This is a genomic window from Mycobacterium sp. SM1 (assembly GCF_018361265.1).
In the GTDB taxonomy this organism is placed as follows: Bacteria; Actinomycetota; Actinomycetes; order Mycobacteriales; family Mycobacteriaceae; genus Mycobacterium.
In genome coordinates this window covers 823,256-841,728 of sequence record NZ_JAFLNH010000001.1, presented here as the reverse complement: position 1 = coordinate 841,728, position 18,473 = coordinate 823,256, and the positions used below count along the sequence as shown (strand labels likewise).

Here is an 18,473-nt window from a genome sequence, read left to right as displayed (position 1 = left end):
CCGCGATATCGTTCGGCGGGTTGGCGGCTTCCGTCCTCAATCATCCTCGGTAATAGGTTCGGCTCCAGCGGATTTCAGTAGCTCATCTCGAGCTTCCTGACGTTTGTCGAGAGCGCTCTTAAGGTCGATGGTGGCGTCGGCCAATTGTGAGCGGGCCGCGGGATCGCCGTGTGAAACAAGGCTCGCGGTCGCCGATATCAGCGTTCTAACGTGCCCTAAAACATCAACGGTTGTCGTGGACGAGATCCTGCTTCGGATGGGCAAAGGCATGGCAGCCGTCCGCCACGACACCGCCCGCTGGCGCGCGGAACCCCCGGACGCGCTACTTCCTGAGCGCATCGACGATCTGGACTGAATCCCCGTTGTCGGGGAGCGCGGCTGGGTGGTGATCACTAATGACAAACGCATTCGGACGCGCCCCGTCGAGGCGCAGAAGGCGATCGACCACAACCTGAAGGTGGTGCATTTGCAGGGCGGTGTCGGACACGCCGCAGCGTCGCTGCAGCTGGAACGTCTCGCCAAGCGCTGGGAGGCGATCGAGGATCACGTGATTCGCTCGCCGATCGGTCCGTGGTGGCTCTCGGTGAGAAAGTCCCGGACCCTCCCGTGCGATACGAGCCCGGAAAGGTGGAACGCTAGGTTCAGGTCCCCTGCTAGTAGCCCAGCACCACCGGCACTACCAAGCACCGAAATACCTTGCACACCATTGCGACTCACGTAGTCACGGTACATACGCACCGCCAGACTGGCGGTCAATTTTTCCGGTTCATCCACGCCAAATAATCGGCTTTGGTGAAGCTTTCACCCAACGCCCGGCGGTGCTCGGATTCCTCGAAGACCTCTTGCAGAGCGTCCTGGTCGTACCCCGTTTCTCGCGCCACATAGCGGTACAGCTCGTTGTCCATGGCGTAAACCCCAGGGACGGGTTCTTGCAAGTGCCTACGGTAGACGGCCTCCTGGAAGGCCTTCGGGTCTTCGCCGGCTTCACGGCGCCGATTGACCTCGGCTACCAACTTCTGTCGCGCTTCCTCCGCACTCGGCGCAGTCACCGACCAGTCCGAACCCGGGTACCATGCACGCCACCCATCGCTGGTGTGCTCGACCTGGGGCTTCATCCTGAATGCGAACCGTTGCTGTGCAATGGGATCGTCCGCTGGCGTTGTCATCGATTGCTCCCGCAACCGATGGTGGTCGAGTATGCCGGAATCGTCATAGGTGGCCGCTTGACTCGTGCTCGTCGGTGTAAGACATGTCAGTGGTATCGTCCGGGCAGCGAATTTCGCAATGAAAAGCGCGATGAAAAGCCCGGGGCCCACTCGACTCCGCGCAGCAGGTACGCATCAGACAAATTTACCTTGCAGGAACGCCCTTCAAGAATGCCGGGAAATCCGGCTCTTCTGACGCTTCCGTGGGCCGGTTGTTGATGTAAGGGGCGCACGTCGTTGTGGCTTAAGGTTTCTGGCTTGTGAAAGGTCAGGAACCAAAGGAGCCAACAACGACGTGCGCAATGTGAGGCTATGGCGTGCGCTGCTGGGTGTCGACCAGCGCACCGTGATCGAAGACATCGAGTTCGAGGAGTTCGGGGAGGAAGACGCCGACGGCGACACGCTGGTGGTGGCGCGGGTGCGGCCGCGAAGTGGTGTTTCGCGCCGTTGTGGCCGCTGCGGTCGCAGGGCGCCCTGGTATGACCGGGGTGAGGGTCGGCGCCGGTGGCGGGGCCTGGATTGGGGCACGATGCAGGTGGTGCTGGAGGCCGATGCGCCGCGGGTGAACTGCCCCGCCCATGGGCCTACGGTGGTGGCGGTGCCATGGGCGCGCCACCATGCCGGGCACACTTTGGCCTTTGATGACACGGTGGCCTGGCTGGCGGTGGCGTGCTCGAAAACCGCGGTGTGCGAGTTGATGCGGGTCGCCTGGCGCACCGTAGGGGCGATCGTGGCGAGGGTGTGGGCCGACACGGAGAAGAGGATCGACCGGTTTGCGGGTCTGCGTCGGATCGGCATCGATGAGATCTCCTATAAGCGTCACCACAAGTACCTCACGGTGGTGGTTGACCACGACAGCGGCCGGCTGGTGTGGGCCGCCCCGGGCCGCGACACCAAGACGCTGCGGCGGTTTTTCGACGCTCTGGGCGCCCAGCGGTGCGCGCTGATCACCCATGTGTCCGCCGATGCGGCGGAGTGGATTGCCGATGTGGTCGCCGAGCGCTGCCCGGGCGCGATCCGCTGCGCAGATCCGTTTCATGTGGTGGCCTGGGCCACCGAGGCGCTGGATGCCGAGCGGCGCCGGGCCTGGAACGACGCGCGAGCGATCGCGCGCGGCGAGGCCAAATGGGGCCGTGGTCGGCCCAGCAGGAACACCGCGCCGCGGCCGGGTCATGAACGAGCACGGCGGCTCAAAGCCGCCCGCTACGCGCTGTGGAAAAACCCCGAGGACCTCACCGAACGCCAAACCGCCAAGCTGGCCTGGATCGCCAAGACCGACACCCGGCTCTACCGCGCGTACCTGCTCAAAGAGGGCCTGCGGCATGTGTTTTCGGTCAAAGGCCAGGACGGCAAAGACGCCCTCGACAAGTGGATCTCCTGGGCGCGGCGCTGCCGCATCCCGGTCTTCGTCGAGCTGGCCCGCCGCATCAAACGCCACCGCGAGGCCATCGACGCCGCCCTCGACCACGGCCTGTCCCAAGGATTGATCGAATCCACCAACACCAAGATCCGCCTGCTCACCCGCATCGCATTCGGATTCCACAACCCCGCCGCGCTGATCGCCCTGGCCATGCTCGCCCTCGGCGGGCACCGCCCCACCCTGCCCGGCCGCGGCTAACACCCCTCCACCAGGGCACCCCTCGGGTTTCCCCTCTCAGACGTCGCCGATTCTGCGCTACCCGCTCGTCGGTGTCCATGTCGTTCCGCCTCGCTGCGCTCGGGGGCTCCACATGGACACCTCCCACCCGGGCAGCGCTACAGGCAACTATCGCGGAAGGGAGCACAAACGAATTCAACCATCAGATCACGGCCCCGAATCGGCCCCATCCACCCACGGATACGTCAGGAGGGCCGGAAATCCTTAGCGGAATTCCGCCTGCGTCGCTTGTCTCTCACACGGCGACAGGAAGTGTCGTGGATAGCGGGACCGTAACGACCGCGCGCGACCCTCTGTGAAAGCGCCGGGCTACGATCAGTGCGCCGTTGACGAAAGTGGGTGTCCCGATGGCGCGCGAAGACCCGACTCATCCCGCGCATCGAGCAATCAAGTCACCGGCCGAGACGGCCGCAGCATCGGCGATGCGCACCGCGAGTCCCGCAAGAGGGGCTGTGACAATCCCCTGAAACCGTGGAGACTGCGTACCCACGGCGGACCCACATCCAATTCGGGTTTTGCACCGGCTCGGGCACCGGCGACAATACGGAGATGCGGCTTCTTCGGGTGTTGCTGGCCGCGCTCGTCGTCGCGACGGCGGGCACCGGCCGCAGTGCACGCGCCGATGCCGACGTGCCGCCGCTCGGCCCGCAGGCGCAGGCGGCGGGATTTGTCGACGTCCGAAGCGTTGTTGCGGATGCGATCATTGCCCTGCGCTATGCGACGCCGCACAACGTCGTCGGCACGCAGCTTTATCCCGGCAACGCGCGGTGCCTTGTGCATGAATCCATGGCGCCGGGGTTGGTTGCCGCCGCGACGGCGCTTCGCCAGCGCGGCGACGTGTTGGTTTTCTGGGACTGTTACCGACCCCATGACGTTCAGGTCAGGATGTTTCAGGCCGTGCCGAACCCTGCCTGGGTGGCGCGCCCGGGTCCGTTTGCGCGCAGCCACGAGGCCGGTCGCTCGGTTGACGTGACGGTAGCCCGTGCACGGTGCCCCGTTGAGCAGGCCGGTGCGCGCTGCCTCCTGGACATGGGAACCGACTTCGACGACTTTTCACCCCGCGCTTTGGCTTTCGCCACCGACGGTGTGAGCGCGGATGCTCAGGCAAACCGGGCCCTGCTGCGCGACGCCATGGGTGTCGGTGGGTTAACCGGGTACTCGGGGGAGTGGTGGCATTTCGACGGCCCCGGAGCCGCCGTCGAGCGCCCGATTCTCGACGTGCCCGTCGACTAAGTGGTCGTCGACTGCATCACGGTGACGCGCCCGGGCCCGCCCCAGCCGATCAACTCAAAGGACGACGCCCCCCGAGTTTCCCAGTTTCCCCGACCGCATGATCGCGGCCCACCCGGCCCCGACATCGCCACCGACGCCGCCGGTGTGCCCGACCGCGGTACGCCTGCCGATTCGAGGCGGCACCGGGCGCGGCCTCATGGGTGCGTGTGCGGTGGGCCGCACAGCGGCGACGCGTCGGCGAGAATTCCCGCAGGAATCGGCTAACAGGCATCGGCTGACAGGCATTGGCTAGGGCATAGATGCCGGTGTTCCCGGGGCCGCCGGGAAACCCCCGCACAGCTTCTCGAAGGCATGGGCGGCCCGCAGCACGGTGACGTCGTCAAATCGTTTGCCCATGATCATCATTCCGACGGGCAATCCGTCCAGAAGGCCCGCCGGCACCGAGATCGCGGGATGACCGGTGATGTCCATGGGCGCGGTGTTGATCGCCTTGTTGTGTGCGTTGGCGAGCACGCTGACATCCTGCGGGCCGCCGGCCGGAAGGGTATCCGCTGTGCCAGGAACCGTGGGCATTACCAGCACGTCATACTGCTTTAACGCGTCGTCATAGGCGGCACGCACATGCGGCAGCAGATTGCGCGCCTTGGCATAGCTGGCGCCCCCAAGTGCCTTCAGGCTGTAATGGCCACACAACGCCGTTGCCTTGATGGTGCTGGAGAACTGATCCGCCAGGACGACCCGCTGGGTTGCGAAGTACGCCATCAGCTCTGGGTCGTAAAGTCCCTCTACCCCGAGTCCGTAACCGTTGCCGTCAAGCATCTGATAGCAGGCCCCGTCGGTGAAGATGACGGTGAAAAGATGAACCGCCTTCCGGTGCCAGGGCACGCTGATTTCACCTACGGTGCAACCAATCTCGGTGAACCGCTGCGCCGCTGACCGCACCAGCTCGTCGACCTCGGGTCGCGAGCCCGGCTGCCCGAAGCCCTCCCTGAGGACACCCACCCGCAGGCCGGAGACATCGCCGGTGAGCGCGGCCCGGTAGTCGATCACCGGTACGTCCTTCGGCTGGCGTGGATCCTGCCCGTCGGTTCCAGCCAGCACCGTGAGCATGAGCGCCGCGTCGCCGACGGTGCGTGTTATAGGACCGAGGTGATCGAGCGTTCGCTCGATGGGGAAAGCCCCGGTGTAGGGCACCAGGCCGTAAGTCGGCTTGTGCCCGACGACGCCACACAGCGACGCCGGGATGCGCACCGACCCCCCTTGATCGCCGCCGAGCGCCAGCGCCACCTCACCGGCGGCGACGAGCGCCGCACTGCCGCTGGACGATCCACCCGCTTCACGGGTCAGGTCCCACGGGTTATGCACCGGACCGCACGCCGAGGTGAAGCTGGAACCCGAGCAGCACAGATCCTCGCAGACGCTCTTGCCGGCGACGATCGCGCCCGCGTCGAGCAACCGCTGCACGACGGTGGCATCACGGCTCGGGAGGAAACCCTCCAGGGCACGCGATCCGTTCATCATGGGAACGCCCGCCACGGCGACGTTGTCCTTGACCGCCACCGCCCTGCCGGACAGCGGCCCTTGGGCGCCGGACGTGATCTCGGTGGTGACATACCAGGCGCCCAGCGGGTTGGCTGCGGGCGGCGGGAATCGGTAGGCCCGTTCGGGGACCCGCGGACGCGCAACCTCGTCGTAGAGTGCGTCGAGCGCGTCGTAGGAGGCCAACATGGCCTCGACAGCCCCGAGATAGTCCCGCTGGGCATCGGCGTCGAGGTGAAAGCCGAAATGCCGGGCCGCAGAGTCGATATCCGCTCTTGACGGCTTCGAAATCGCCATGCCGACCTCCGTCATCGTCGCGGCGGGCCGGTGATGCCCCGACATCGCCGTTCTCGTCGGTGGGACAATACCCCAGGCCGGCAATCCCAAGCTGCCGGCTGCCGGTGCTGCCGCGGTGTCTCCCACGAGACACCACCAGGTGTCCTTCCGCGTGAGATCCCAGGCCCACCGGCACCCTCGAACCGACCCTGGAGGAACCGTGCGTCTGGAAGTGCTGGCCGGGGCAGAGCGCGGCGGCCTGGTGGGAATCGCCGCGACCGGTGCCGAAGTGCGATGACCGGGCCGCTGACGGGGATACGGATCCTCGAGGTCGGCACCATGCTGGCGGGGCCGTACGCCACCATGCTGCTGGCCGACCTCGGGGCGGAGGTCATCAAACTCGAGCCACCCGGCGGGGAGATCTCGAGACAGGTTTCAGACAGCTACTTCGCCAGCCTCAATCGCAACAAGGGCAGTGTCTGCCTTGATCTAAACTCGCTGGAGGGCCAGACGAGGCTGGGTGATCTTGTTGCGGAATCCCATGCGCTGCTGGTGAACCTGAAACCATCGGCGATCCGCCGGCTGGGACTGACCTACGATTCGCTGCGGCGGTTCAACGAGCGAATAGTTTGTGTCGCCATCACCGGTTACGGGCTGGATGGCGGGGATGACCCGGCCTTCGACTACATCATTCAGGCGGCCACGGGGGTGGCGGCCCTCACCGGCGAGCCCGGCGGCCCGCCGACGCTGCCCGGCTACTCCTCGGTGGATAACTCGACCGGAATTAGTGCGGCGCTTGGGTTATTGGCGCAGATCGTTTCGGGACGCGGTGGTCAGGTGGACGTGTCGCTGCGCGACGTGATGTTCTCGCAGCTCAACTATCACGCATCCGCCTACCTCAACGACGGCATCGAACCGCGGCGCCGGCCCTTCGGGGCCCACTCGTATTACGTTCCGGCGCAGCTATTCCCGACGGCTGACGGCTATCTGGCGCTGTTCATCACCCACGACGGGTTCTGGAAGTCCTTTGCCGCCGAGGCAGGCATCGGTGGCTTCGAGACGATGGCCGAGCGGGTTGCGCACCGCGAGCAGGTGCTTGCAGCGGTCACATCCGCGCTCGCGAACGACACCGCGGCCGGCTGGGAACAGCGGCTTCGTCCGCTGGGGGTGCCCGCAGCGGCCGTTCGAACGCTGCCCGAAGCGCTGACCGCGACCCCGGAGGTGGTTGTCACGGCAGGTGATTTCCGCCTCGTCGGCAATCCGATCCGGGTCGCCGGTTATCGGTGCGATTACCGTCGACCGCCGAAGCTGAACGAGAGCGCCGAGGATCCGGGCGAGCAATGAGTCGTTGCCGGCTCAAACGGGCGTTACGCGATGTCTCCCGAACCGTTACAAACGTAGTTGGCCGTTGTTGGCCAACTGTGCCGGGGTAACGGTTGCCCGGTCCGGATCACCGCGTACGTTCCGGCAAGGTGGGCGAGATTCGGTTCCTCGCGTCCTTGGTCGGTGGCGGCTACCGGTGGTCACCTGTCGGCTGTCGGGCCCGGCCTGGTTGGTAGCTCTCACCACATGATCCTCTGGTCGCTGTGGTGTCACACCTTCCCGCCGCCGGGCTGAAAAGCCTTGGGCGCGACGCCCGATCACGGTGGCTGCTGCCTGGTGTCGGGTGACGTTGGGGTAGGGGCGCTGCCAGTGTTGGGCGCCCCAAATGCTGCTGTAAGCGGGATTGACTGCCAGCAGTTGGATGCCGGCGACCGCGGCCATACCGGTCAGCCGGGTACGGAAGACCGCGGTCGGGATGCGTGATATCACGGTGCGGCGGAACCGTTTCCCGCGTGCGCCGCGGCCCATAGTTTCCCGCCCGCTCATCCTGGCGTCGGCGAAGTCGAGGTCCTCCACCGCGATCGTCGCAACACCGCGGCGGCGCGTGTACTTGATCAGCGCGGTGATGGCGTGGCGGACCTGGGCGTCACGCCGCGACGCCGACCCGGTGAGGTCGATGTCGATCCGCCTGGGCGCACCCACGGGGTTGCCGTGGGCGTCCAGCCGGCGCACCGCCAGGTGCCCATCGTTGAGATCCACTCCCACCACCGACCCGATGGCGTAGACGCCGTCGCCGACTGCGCAATTGTCGCGGCCTACCCAGTACGGCACAGACGGGATCGCCCACGCCGCGGTTAGATACACCCCAGCCCTGCCGGGTTTGCGGCTGATCGCGTAGGACACCGAGTTAGCGCCGATGATCCGCTGGACCCATTCACCGCCGCGGTGCGCGAACACCGCACTGCCGGAGAGGACGTAACGGCCTCGTGGGGCGTTCGCGAAGTGTTCCAACGGTTTCGGCAACCGAATACTGACCTGCCCGGCCGGGGTCACTGTGATCGTGAGATTCCCGAACGGTTCATCGGGCGAGCCGTTCGCCCTGATTCGCCACCGGGATGCCTGCCACCGCCGGCGCCACTGCGCTTCGGTCAGACCGGCCTTGTCGAGGTGATGGCGCGTCGCAGCCAGGCGTTTACCGCCCTCCAACACATGCACCACACCGGCGGCCTGATCCCGTTGCGCCCGGGCCAGCTCGCCCCGTAGATGCTGCAGCCGACGTTGCTTCTGGAAACGTTCCGCTTGGTTGGCATACCCTCTGGCGGCCTTGGCTTTTGGGCGGGCCTTACGCTCAGCGGCGGACAGCATGTCCGCGGTCGGCGCCGCTAGACGCGCCTCGATGGTGGCGATCGCCGCCCGTAACCCCGCCACATGACGGTACTGGGCATCACGGGCCAGGCGGACCCGATCATCATTGGCGGCGATGATCGCATTAGCCCACCGCGCCGACGAAGCGCCGTCAACCCTTTCTTGCGGGTATTCAACCGATCCCGACGCACCTGTCGCCGCTCATCGGCGTTCAGCGCCGCGTCGACCGGACCGGGCCGAGACACCACAGCCAGATCAGCGCGCCGCAACCGGCCCAAATGCTCAGCAACACGCTCTAACACCTGATCGTCCTGCGATGTCGTGCGCACCCGGGTGCTGATCGCCACGCCCACCGGTGCAGCGACCGGCTTCACCCCGCGCCACGCGCGCAACTCACGATCGGTCATGCCGCATCACCGGATTCGGTTTCAGCTGACACCGCGGCCCGTAGCCGCTTCGTCTTCGCTGAGCGCTGCCCGTACAGTCGGCCGGCGAAGCTGGTCACGATAGCCAGCATGTCGCGCGCCAGCTCTGATTCAGCCGACTCATTCTCAGGCCGGCCGATGTAGACCACCGACACCCCATAGCCGGCCAACAAGTGTTCGATCACCCCGACCCCGAACCGCGCCAACCGATCAGGATGCTCCACCACCAGCCGATCCACACCAGGTTTCATGCACTCACTCAACGCTTTACCCAGCCCCGCCCGGCGGTCCGCCAACCCGGACGCGACATCGGCAAACACGATCAAATCGATGCCATGTTCCAGTAGCCGCGCGACCTGCCGATCAAGGCCACCTTCGGCCTGCTGCCGTCGCGACGACACCCGCGCGTACCCAACAGCCGTGCCTGTTCGAGGTTTACGCGTGAGCGCATCGAGGTCGCCGACCCGGAAGATCCGTCGCCCACCAGCACTGCGGGCATCGGGCAACCGGCCCTGTTGGGTGTAGCGGCGCAACGTACGCGTCGACACCCCCAACCGGTAGGCCGCCGCGGTCGCCGACACATAATCATCAGGGCCACGATGAGCCATGTCACCAATGCCTCATCAGGTCTTCGACCGGAAAAGGCAATTCGAGGCCATCTTCGGCCAGCATCGCCCGCACATCCGCTGCGGTGACGTTCTCGCCGTCCTTGATCGCGTAGAACGCCGCCTGTTCGAGGTGCTGCACGAATTCTGAGTGCTGCCCACACCAACGCTGCACACGTCGTTTCGCCGCGGCGCGCTCGCGCTTCTTCTTCGCCGACATCGACTTAAAGGCGTGTGCGCGGTGCGCGTTTTGCGCGGTCTTGTATCCGTAGCCCTGAGCATCATCGAGCACCTCACCGGTCGCCTCGTCGACGACGACATACCGCTTGTCATAGCTGCTGGACAGCGAGGCGCTGACGACAACCTTCGCGCTCATCGCATTTCCTCCATCACGCATCGAACGTACCACCAACGTGGCCAATAATGACCAACAAAACCATCCGAACCCAGACCGGCGAGAGTCCAGCAGTCACATACTCTCAAACAAGTCCGACAACAACCGGCCGACCGCTACCGGCCAACAAAATCACCAGCTGTTCTCAACCCGCTTGGCGCGCGCTTGAGTCATCCAACCCGACGTTGTTCCAACAGCGCATGCAGCTGCGCCGGCCGGGCGATACGAGGGCAACATGCCTCATGCGGGGTTGGAGTACACCCGGGTCGGGGTGATGAGGACGGCGGCTCGGCGCTCGTCGCGCATGACCCGGTCATAGGTGTCCCAGTCGTCGTGGGTTCCCCCGGCCGCGGTGAAGATGTCACGAAGCAGGAGCCGGAGCCGTTCGCTATCCACATCGGGATGGGGATCGTCGGGCCCGATCAGCTGCGCCGGACCTTCGACGGCCGCCCACTGCCAGCCGGCTCGGGCGACGATCGTGGTTTGGGGACGGGCGCGGAGGTTGCGCAGCTTGCGGGCCCCGCCGTAGGCCACGAGCCCAACGACGCGGACGCCCGTCAGCGGGTGTCGCAGGATGCCCGCGTTGACCACCGACGACTGAATAGTGCCGTCGTCGCGCAAGGTGCTCACCACGCACAGCCCCTGATCGGCGGCCGCGAGCTCGCCGAAGCGGGAAAGATCAGTCATTGTTGGGGATTTCCTTCCGGTGTCGGCCAAGATGCTTTCGGTACGGCGTTTCCGCACACGCTGCGGTGGACTTAGTTTCCGGCATGCCCGGCCTGGCCGACATAACGCGGGGTTGCGCCGGCGCGCCGGGCAGCGCCGCGTCGTCGCACGGACCGCCCAGCGCCGTGATCGTCGGCAAAGCGCAGACGGCCGGTTAGCGACCCGGCAACGGACACCGGCATCGCGGCGCCGGAGCCGGCGGCGAGCCGTTCAGAATCCATTAGCACAGTTTACTTTCCTGGTGTTCGCGTCGAGTTCGACGGAGCACCTGGCCCCACCGGCATCGGTACGAGCTAAATAGCCCCACATGCGCGGCAATGCACGGTCATTCAGCTACCGTAATCGCCGTGTGCGCCATCACCGCCAACACCGTGGTTTGGCGGTTTTGACAGCTTGGCTCGCCCAGGTGGCAGAGTGGGCACATGTTCGTCGCCCTGCTTTTTCGGAGAGCCCTGATTTTTCGGAGAGAGGTGTTGTGAAGTCTAACCGAGCCGCTGCCGTACTGAGCCTGCTGGCCGTCGGCGCGCTGGTGTTATCGGGATGCGGTGGCGGCCCGAAGACCTCGCCGGGCTCGTCGGTGACAGTGAACTGCGGGGGCAAAAAGCAACTCAAGGCCAGCGGGGCCACCGCCCAGGAGAACGCGATAGAGCAATTCGTCTACGCCTACGTCCATGCCTGCCCGGGATACACGCTGGACTACAATGCAAACGGCTCTGCCGCCGGGGTGAACGACTTTATCAATAGCAAAACCGATTTAGCGGGTTCCGGAGTGCCGTTGGACCCGTCGAAGGGTGAGCCCGACAGAGCGGCGGAGCGATGCGGTTCACCGGCGTGGAATTTGCCGGTGGTATTTCAACCGATCGCCGTCACTTACAACATCAACGGCGTGAGTTCGCTGAAGCTGGACGCGCCCACGACCGCAAAGATATTCAACGGCACCATCACCAGGTGGGATGATCCCGCGATCAAGGCGCTCAACGCGGACAGCAACCTGCCTCCAACGCCTATCCACGTGATTTTCCGTAGCGACAAATCCGCTAATTCTGCCAATTTTCAGCAATACCTCGAGGCCGCATCCGACGGGGCGTGGGGTAAAGGCGACGGCGAAACGTTCCACGGCGCCGTCGGTGACGGCGCCGTCGGGGATAACGGCAACTCGGCGCTGCTGCAGCAAACCGACGGGGCGATCACCTACAATCAGTGGTCGTTCGCGGTGGGCAAACAGTTGAACATGGCCCAGATCATCACGTCGGCGGGCCCGGACCCCGTGCCGATCACCACCGAGTCGGTTGACAAGACGATTGCTGGGGCCCGGTTCACGGGCCAGGGCAACGACCTGGTGCTGGACACGTCATCGTTCTACAAGCCGTCGCAGCCCGGCGCCTACCCGATCGTGGAGCCGACATATGAGATCGTCTGCTCGAAATATCCGGACGCCGCGACCGGCACAGCGGTACGGGCGTTTATGCAGGCAGCGATCGGTCCGGGCCAAGAGGGCCTGGCGCAGTACGGATCCATTCCGCTGCCGGGCTCATTTCAATCGAGGCTGGTCGCGGCGGTGAATGCTATCTCTTGATCGGGTGAAGGGGGTTCGATGGTAGGCGGCGGTGAGCCGGGATCGCGGGTGGGGTCTCAGTTGGGGCCCTATCGGCTGAGGCGGCTGCTGGGCCGTGGCGGGATGGGCGAGGTCTATGAGGCCGAGGACGTTCGCAAGCACCGGTTGGTGGCGGTGAAGCTGATCTCGGAGCAGTTCTCGGCTGACCCGGTGTTTCGCGCGCGGCTGCGACGCGAGGCCGAGGCGGCGGGGCGGTTAAGCGAGCCGCATGTGGTGCCGATCCATGATTACGGGGAGATCAATGGCCACCTGTATTTGGAGATGCGGCTGGTCGAGGGCACCGACTTGGCCACGCTGCTTAACCATTCCGGGGCGTTGAGCCCGCCGCGGGCGGTGGCCATCGTGCGTCAGGTCGCCGCGGCGCTGGATGCCGCGCACGCCGTGGGGGTGACCCACCGCGATATTAAACCGGCGAACATCTTGATCAGCCGCGATGATTTCGCCTATCTCCTGGATTTCGGCATCGCCCGCGCCGCCGCCGATCCCGGGTTGACCCAGACGGGGATGGCGATGGGCACCTATTACTACATGGCCCCGGAGCGGTTCACCGGCGATGAGGTCACCTATCGCGCCGATATCTATTCGCTGGCCTGTGTGTTGAGCGAGTGTGTGACCGGCTCGCCACCGTTCGGGGCCGCCAGCATCGAGCGGCTGATCGCCGCGCATCTGACGGCGCCCGCCCCGCGGCCCAGCCAGCTGCTGCCCGGGACGGTCCCGGCGGCCTTGGATGAGGTGATCGCCAGGGGCATGGCGAAAAACCCCGAGGAGCGTTACCGCAGCGCCGGTGAGCTGGCCGCCGCTGCCCACCAGGCGCTGACCGTCCCCGAGCAGGACGAGGCCACCGCGATTCTGCGGCACGGGGCGGAAGCAACCGTGCGCGCTGGCACGGAGACGATGGCTGGGCCGGTGTCACCGGGAGCCGGCGGTGGCAGTTGGCGCAGCGCGCCAGGACCGTCGTCGTCAGTCGGGCCCGTGGGTGCACCGACGTTTGGTCAGCCGCCTCACCCCCACGGACCCGACTTCACGCCCGGCGCGCCCCGGCCCCGGATTCGGCGCGGCCTGGCGATCGTCGGCGCGGTCACGCTCTTGGTTGTTGCCGCCGTCGTCACCCTGCTGGTGACGCGGCCGTCGCACCCAACGACGCCGGCATCGCCGCAAACCGTGTTGCCGTTTACCGGCATCGACTTCCGCCTGTCCCCGGGCGGGGTGGCGCTGGACGGCACCGGCAATGTGTATATCGCCAGCGAAGGCATGCGTGGGCGGGTGGTGAAGCTGGCGGCGGGGTCGGGGGTGCCGACGGTGCTGCCGTTCGCGGGGCTTTACCAGCCCCAGGGGGTGGCGGTGGACAGCAACGGCGCGGTGTATGTCGCCGACTTCAACAACCGGGTGGTGAAGCTGGCGGCGGGGTCGAACAACCAGGCCGTGCTGCCCTTCAGCGGCCTCAACTACCCCGAAGGGGTTGCGGTGGACAGCGCCGGGACCGTGTATGTCGCCGACCGCGGCAACAACCGGGTGGTGCGGCTGGCGGCCGGGTCGGCCAGTCCCACCGATGTGCCGTTCACTGGCCTTAATCACCCCGATGGGGTGGCGGTGGGCACCGACGGCAGTGTCTATGTCACCGACACCGACAACGACCGGGTGCTGAAGCTGGCGGCGGGGTCGAGCACCCCGGCTGTGCTGCCGTTCACCGGTGTCAGCGTGCCCTGGGGCATCGCGGTGGACACCGCCGATAACGTCTATGTCACCGAACACGACAACAATCGGGTGCTGAAGCTGGCGGCGGGGTCGAGCATCCCGAGTGCGCTGCCGTTCACCGGACTCAACACCCCGTTGGCGGTGGCGGTGGACCGCGCCGGGGCCGTGTATGTCGCCGACCGCGGCAACGACCGGGTGGTCAAGCTGGTGGGTTGAGAGGTGCCCCGCGGTGTGCGCCGAGCGGCCCTGCGATCGGCTCATCCGGTGGGGTTACCGGCGCAGCAGCGATCACCCGTCGTTGCTCAAGATTCCGAATGCCGCCGCGCGAGCCACGTGATCACCCGTCCGAGGGTGATCAACAGCAGCAAGAACACGATCAGCAAGAAGGCCGCGTTATAGGACAGGTTTTGGGCTGCTTTCGACGGCTGGTCGTAGAAGGTCCAGATCGGGTAGGTCAGGTAACCGACCGCGGAGTGAGTGAGTTGGCCAGTTGGGAGGAAATCCGACCAGCCCGCCGTGTACAGCATCGGCGCCGTCTCGCCGGCGGCTACCGCGAGCGCCACCAGCATGCCGGTGACGATTCCGGGCATTGCGGACTTCAGCACGATTCTGCGCAGCGTCCAGCCGACCGGCAGCCCGAGTGCCTCCGCCCCTTCCCGATACGAGGTTGGCACCTGACGAAGCGACGCCTCGGTGGCCTTGGCGATATACGGAATGCTGATGACCGACAGCGTCAGCACCCCGGCCGCCAGGGAAAACCCCCACTGGAATGTGACCACGAGCGCCACATAGCCGACGTAGCCGAGCACAATGGACGGGATGCCGGAGAGCACCTCGTAGGCGCCCCGCAGCACCGACTGCGTGCGGCCGGTGGCGAATTCGGACAAATAGATGCCGGTCAGCACGCTCACGGTGCCGCCCACCAGCAGGACTCCCAGACCCAGGACCGCGGTGCCGACGATGGCGTTGCGCAGACCGCCGGCGGCACCCCGGGTGTCCTGCACCAGCACGCTCCAGTGAAACACCGGCACAGCACGGCCCACGACGCCGATGAGCATCCACAAGGTCGGGCCGACCACCAGCGCCAAACAGCAGTAGCAGGCGGTCCACCACAGCGTGTTGATGACCTTGCGCCGAGTGGACACCGACCATAGCCGCCTACCCGCGATCCATCCCCGACCGGTTCGTTGCGCGCCGGTTTCGCTCATTGTTAGATTCCTCGTCCCACGGGCAGGGCGGTGCCCGACGCCCGGCGCACCAGCGCGCGGGCGGCGACGTTGGTCAGCAGGGTGATCACCATGAGCACCAGGCTGACTTCGGCGAGGGTTTTCACCGCGAAGTTGGTGGAGTCGGTCAGCGCGGAGTCCAGTTGGGAGACCACGGTGGCGGCGATGGTGGTCATGGTGGCATAGATGTTGGTGGGCAGCGCGCCCAGCACCGCGCCGGAGACCATGGCCACCGCCATGGTCTCCCCCAGGGCCCGCCCGAGCCCGAGCACCACCGCGCCGATGATGCCGCTGGACACCCAGGGCAGGGTGACCCGCCGGGCGCACTCCCACTCGGACATGCCCAGCGCGATGGCGCCCTCGCGGGGCAGCAGCGGCACCTGGCGGATCAGGTCCCGGCTGGTGCTGGCGATGATGGGAATGACCATCACCGCTAGCACCAGACCCGAGACCAGCAGGCCCTCCCCGTTTCCGGTGTCGCCGCGAAAGTAGTTCAGCACCGGCACGTCGGGGGTGTGGCGCGCGATCAGCGGGGCGATGTGGTGGGCGATCACCGGCCCGAAGGTCATCGCTCCCCACAGCCCGACGATCACGCTGGGGATGCCGGCCAGCAGCTCCAGGGTCATGCCCACCGCGCCGGCCAGCCGTTTGGGGAGGCGCTCCACGATCACCAGCGCCGCCCCGATCGACACCGGCACCGCGATGATCAAGGCGATCGCCGAGGTCGCCAGGGTGCCCACGATCAGCGGCAGCGCCCCGTAGTAGGCGCCCACCGGGTGGGCCACCCCGTGGGTGGTGTCACTGGCGCCGTAGGTGTTGCCCGGATCCCAGGCGGTGGCGGTGAAAAAATGCAGCCCGTTGACCCGGATCGCCGGCAGCGCCTCGATGAGCAGCGTCGCCAGCACAAACACCAGCGCCAAAAGCGGGACCACCGCGCCTAGCCCGCCGGCCCACCGCAGCAGCACCCCACCGCGGCGCACCCCACGAGCCCGGCCCGCCAGCGCAGCCGCGTCGGCCACCGCATCGGCGGTTAGGTGATGGGCCATCGCACGCGCCCCCTTTAGCCGGTGATCTTGGCGATCTGGGCGTCAGATAGCTTCACCACCGGGGCCGGCAGCGGCTGAAAATGCACCCGGTCCAAAAACGCGGGGCTGTTCCCGTCGGTGATCACCCAGTGCAGAAACGCCTGCAGCGTCTGGGCGGTGGCGGCATCTTTTTGCTTGCTGTTGACGATGGCGTACTCGTAGTTGACGATCGGGTACCCGTCGGGGGCGGGCCCGTTGATCAGCGAGATCGCCTCGTTTTCGGGGGTTTGGGAGACAAAGCCGGCGGCCTCGGCCTGAATGCTTTTGGCGTCGGGCAGCAGATACTTCCCGGAGGCGTTGCCCAACTGGGCCTCACCGAGCCCCTTCTGGGTGGCCTGGTCCAAGAAGCTGATGCCGATGTAGGCCACACAGCCGGGGGTGTTGGCGCAGCGGGTCACCATGCCGGCGTTGCCGTGCTCACCCAACGCGCCCGGAACCGCGGGGAAGGCGACGGTGGTGCCGAAACCCGGTGACTTCCCCCAGCCGTCGGGATCCTGCTTGGACAGGTACTGGGTGAACAGAAAAGTCGCACCGGAGCCGTCGGAGCGGTGCAGCGGAATCACCGGGGTGGCCGGCAGGTTCACCCCCGGGTTAAGCGCGGTGATCTGCGGGTCGTTCCAGGCTTTGATGCTGCCCTCATACATGGCGGCCAGCACCTTGCCGTTGAGCTTGAGGTGCTCGGTGACGCCGGGCAGGTTGTAGTTGACCTGCCAGGCGTCAACGGCCAGCGCGATGTTCATCAGCCCCGGGTGTTGTGCTACGTCACCCGCGGACAGGTAGGCGCCGGAGGCGCCGATGGTGACCGCCCCGGCAGCGGCCTGGGAAATCCCGGCACCGGACCCGCTGTTTTCGGTGGTGATCGTGACGTTCGGGAATTTCGAGTGATAGGCGTCGCGCCACTGATTCATCAGCGGATACAGCTCGGAGGCACCGGTTTCCGATAACGCCACCGGCGAGGTCGCCGGTGTGGTGGCGATCTTGCCGGCGGGGGCGGCCGCGGGGGCCGACGGCGGGTTGGCCGGCTTCGACCCGCAGGCCGCGGCCACAACCAGCGAAGCCGCGGCCGAGACCGCCAGCATCGCGCGCAAACGAATGCTCACCATTGCTTACCTTTCTTATCCGCCACACCTGGTGGCCTCGACACCGCCGGCACGCGGTTGGGGTCAGCCGAAACGCCCGGAGACATAGCGGATGGTCTCCTCCCGCTTGGGTGAGAGAAACACCTGCTCGGTGGGCCCTTCCTCGATGAGCCTGCCGTCAAAGAAAAACGCCGTGCGATCGGCGATGCGGGAGGCCTGCGCCAAGTTGTGGGTCACGATGATCACACTGAGCCGCCCGGTGAGCGACCGGATCAACTCTTCGATCTTTTCGGTCGCGGTCGGATCCAGCGACGAGGTGGGCTCATCAAGCAGCAGCACCTCGGGGTTGACCGCCAGCGCCCGGGCCAAACACAGCAGCTGCTGCTGGCCCCCGGAAAGCCGAAACGGGGAATCCCCCAACCGATCCTTGACCGCCTCCCACAACCCGACCTCGCGCAGGCGATCCTCGGCGATCAGCGCGAATTCCTTGCGCGCCGCCATCTTGTGCGCACGCACCCCGGCGACCACATTGTCAAGGATCGACATCGGAAACGGGTTGGGGCGCTGAAACAGCATCCCCACCCGCCGGCGCAGCTCCATCGGGTCGTGCTGCTCACCATAGATGCTGCGCCCACCCAGCAACACATCACCGCGGCGGCGATACCCCGAAACCTTGTCATTCATCCGGTTTAGGGTCCGCAAAAACGTCGTCTTGCCCGACCCGGTGGGCCCCAGCAACGCCGTCACCGCGTGCGCCGGAAAATCCAGGCTCACCTGATCCAGCACCGTTTTCGCGCCAAAACCCAGGGTGAGGCTCACCGCCTGCATGACCCCCGCAGCGACCCCGGCATCGGCGGCACCCGCGCGGGCGTCGAGCTGTTCAGAATCCATCAACACCCGATGCTACTTCCTCCCGCCACACCCGCGGTCAGCTGCTCTGATGCCTCCAATTTTCGGCCAACGGTTTTGTATATTCGCGACTGGGCTCACGGATTTGCTATTCAGGACGAAGTTCCGGCGTTTGC

The 18,473-nt window shown here is 66.2% G+C and carries 18 protein-coding genes and 1 pseudogene; 7 read left to right on the top strand and 12 right to left on the bottom strand.

Going from position 1 to position 18,473, the window contains the following annotated elements:
• Positions 1 to 382: 382 nt before the first annotated feature.
• Positions 383 to 721 carry a hypothetical protein gene (locus tag MSM1_RS03830; protein ID WP_374101653.1) on the top strand — a complete coding sequence of 113 codons (339 nt, stop codon included), beginning with the start codon at positions 383 to 385 and terminating at the stop codon, positions 719 to 721.
• A gap of 31 nt (positions 722 to 752) precedes the next feature.
• On the opposite strand, the gene MSM1_RS03825 is transcribed toward MSM1_RS03830, so the two are convergent.
• Complete coding sequence (locus MSM1_RS03825; protein WP_213440239.1) at positions 753 to 1,166, bottom strand: hypothetical protein; 414 nt, start codon at positions 1,164 to 1,166, stop codon at positions 753 to 755.
• Positions 1,167 to 1,500: 334 nt separating this feature from the next.
• Between MSM1_RS03825 and MSM1_RS03820 the strand changes: the two genes are divergently transcribed.
• Positions 1,501 to 2,823 (top strand): ISL3 family transposase, encoded by a 1,323-nt coding sequence (locus MSM1_RS03820; protein ID WP_213440237.1) that lies wholly within the window; start codon positions 1,501 to 1,503, stop codon positions 2,821 to 2,823.
• 588 nt (positions 2,824 to 3,411) lie between these two features.
• Complete coding sequence (locus MSM1_RS03815; RefSeq protein ID WP_213441373.1) at positions 3,412 to 4,095, top strand: M15 family metallopeptidase; 684 nt, start codon at positions 3,412 to 3,414, stop codon at positions 4,093 to 4,095.
• Positions 4,096 to 4,383: 288 nt separating this feature from the next.
• Here the strand turns inward: MSM1_RS03815 and MSM1_RS03810 are convergent, their stop codons facing one another.
• Positions 4,384 to 5,931 carry an amidase gene (locus MSM1_RS03810; protein WP_213440236.1) on the bottom strand — a complete coding sequence of 516 codons (1,548 nt, stop codon included), beginning with the start codon at positions 5,929 to 5,931 and terminating at the stop codon, positions 4,384 to 4,386.
• Positions 5,932 to 5,971: 40 nt separating this feature from the next.
• Between MSM1_RS03810 and MSM1_RS21505 the strand changes: the two are divergent.
• A pseudogene (locus MSM1_RS21505) lies at positions 5,972 to 6,058 on the top strand (methylmalonyl-CoA mutase); the annotation flags it as partial.
• A gap of 146 nt (positions 6,059 to 6,204) precedes the next feature.
• Complete coding sequence (locus tag MSM1_RS03805) at positions 6,205 to 7,254, top strand: CaiB/BaiF CoA-transferase family protein (protein ID WP_213440235.1); 1,050 nt, start codon at positions 6,205 to 6,207, stop codon at positions 7,252 to 7,254.
• 45 nt (positions 7,255 to 7,299) lie between these two features.
• On the opposite strand, the gene MSM1_RS03800 is transcribed toward MSM1_RS03805, so the two are convergent.
• The 6 genes from MSM1_RS03800 to MSM1_RS03775 form a co-directional block, all read right to left on the bottom strand.
• The gene (locus tag MSM1_RS03800; RefSeq protein WP_213440234.1) at positions 7,300 to 8,661 is read right to left on the bottom strand and encodes a hypothetical protein; all 1,362 of its coding nucleotides are present in this window, start codon (positions 8,659 to 8,661) and stop codon (positions 7,300 to 7,302) included.
• Entirely contained in the window at positions 8,616 to 9,005 is a 390-nt protein-coding gene (locus MSM1_RS03795) for a hypothetical protein (protein ID WP_213440233.1), read from the bottom strand. The genes MSM1_RS03800 and MSM1_RS03795 overlap by 46 nt, the downstream gene beginning before the upstream one ends.
• Positions 9,002 to 9,631 carry an IS607 family transposase gene (locus MSM1_RS03790; protein ID WP_213440232.1) on the bottom strand — a complete coding sequence of 210 codons (630 nt, stop codon included), beginning with the start codon at positions 9,629 to 9,631 and terminating at the stop codon, positions 9,002 to 9,004. The genes MSM1_RS03795 and MSM1_RS03790 overlap by 4 nt, the downstream gene beginning before the upstream one ends.
• 1 nt (position 9,632) lies before the next feature.
• Positions 9,633 to 10,004, bottom strand: coding sequence for a hypothetical protein (locus MSM1_RS03785; RefSeq protein WP_213440231.1), 372 nt, complete (start codon positions 10,002 to 10,004; stop codon positions 9,633 to 9,635).
• A gap of 258 nt (positions 10,005 to 10,262) precedes the next feature.
• Positions 10,263 to 10,709, bottom strand: a complete 447-nt coding sequence (locus MSM1_RS03780; RefSeq protein ID WP_213440230.1) for a TIGR03618 family F420-dependent PPOX class oxidoreductase — start codon at positions 10,707 to 10,709, stop codon at positions 10,263 to 10,265.
• A gap of 71 nt (positions 10,710 to 10,780) precedes the next feature.
• Entirely contained in the window at positions 10,781 to 10,969 is a 189-nt protein-coding gene (locus MSM1_RS03775; protein WP_213440229.1) for a hypothetical protein, read from the bottom strand.
• A 254-nt stretch (positions 10,970 to 11,223) separates the two neighbouring features.
• On the opposite strand from MSM1_RS03775, the gene pstS (MSM1_RS03770) reads away from it, so the two are divergent.
• Together pstS (MSM1_RS03770) and MSM1_RS22390 are read left to right on the top strand one after the other, a co-directional pair.
• Positions 11,224 to 12,324, top strand: coding sequence for a phosphate ABC transporter substrate-binding protein PstS (pstS, locus tag MSM1_RS03770; protein WP_213441371.1), 1,101 nt, complete (start codon positions 11,224 to 11,226; stop codon positions 12,322 to 12,324).
• A gap of 18 nt (positions 12,325 to 12,342) precedes the next feature.
• Positions 12,343 to 14,274 carry a serine/threonine-protein kinase PknD gene (locus MSM1_RS22390; protein ID WP_213440228.1) on the top strand — a complete coding sequence of 644 codons (1,932 nt, stop codon included), beginning with the start codon at positions 12,343 to 12,345 and terminating at the stop codon, positions 14,272 to 14,274.
• Positions 14,275 to 14,360: 86 nt separating this feature from the next.
• Here MSM1_RS22390 and pstA read toward each other — a convergent pair whose 3' ends face one another.
• The 4 genes from pstA to pstB all read right to left on the bottom strand — a co-directional run bounded on the left by pstA (position 14,361) and on the right by pstB (position 18,339).
• A complete protein-coding gene (gene pstA, locus MSM1_RS03760) occupies positions 14,361 to 15,266 on the bottom strand; it encodes a phosphate ABC transporter permease PstA (RefSeq protein WP_213440227.1) in 906 nt (301 codons plus the stop codon).
• A 2-nt stretch (positions 15,267 to 15,268) separates the two neighbouring features.
• Positions 15,269 to 16,330 (bottom strand): phosphate ABC transporter permease subunit PstC, encoded by a 1,062-nt coding sequence (gene pstC / locus MSM1_RS03755; protein ID WP_213440226.1) that lies wholly within the window; start codon positions 16,328 to 16,330, stop codon positions 15,269 to 15,271.
• A 14-nt stretch (positions 16,331 to 16,344) separates the two neighbouring features.
• A complete protein-coding gene (pstS, locus tag MSM1_RS03750; RefSeq protein WP_213441369.1) occupies positions 16,345 to 17,469 on the bottom strand; it encodes a phosphate ABC transporter substrate-binding protein PstS in 1,125 nt (374 codons plus the stop codon).
• A 63-nt stretch (positions 17,470 to 17,532) separates the two neighbouring features.
• Positions 17,533 to 18,339 carry a phosphate ABC transporter ATP-binding protein PstB gene (pstB, locus tag MSM1_RS03745; RefSeq protein WP_213440225.1) on the bottom strand — a complete coding sequence of 269 codons (807 nt, stop codon included), beginning with the start codon at positions 18,337 to 18,339 and terminating at the stop codon, positions 17,533 to 17,535.
• Between the last annotated feature and the right edge of the window lie 134 nt (positions 18,340 to 18,473).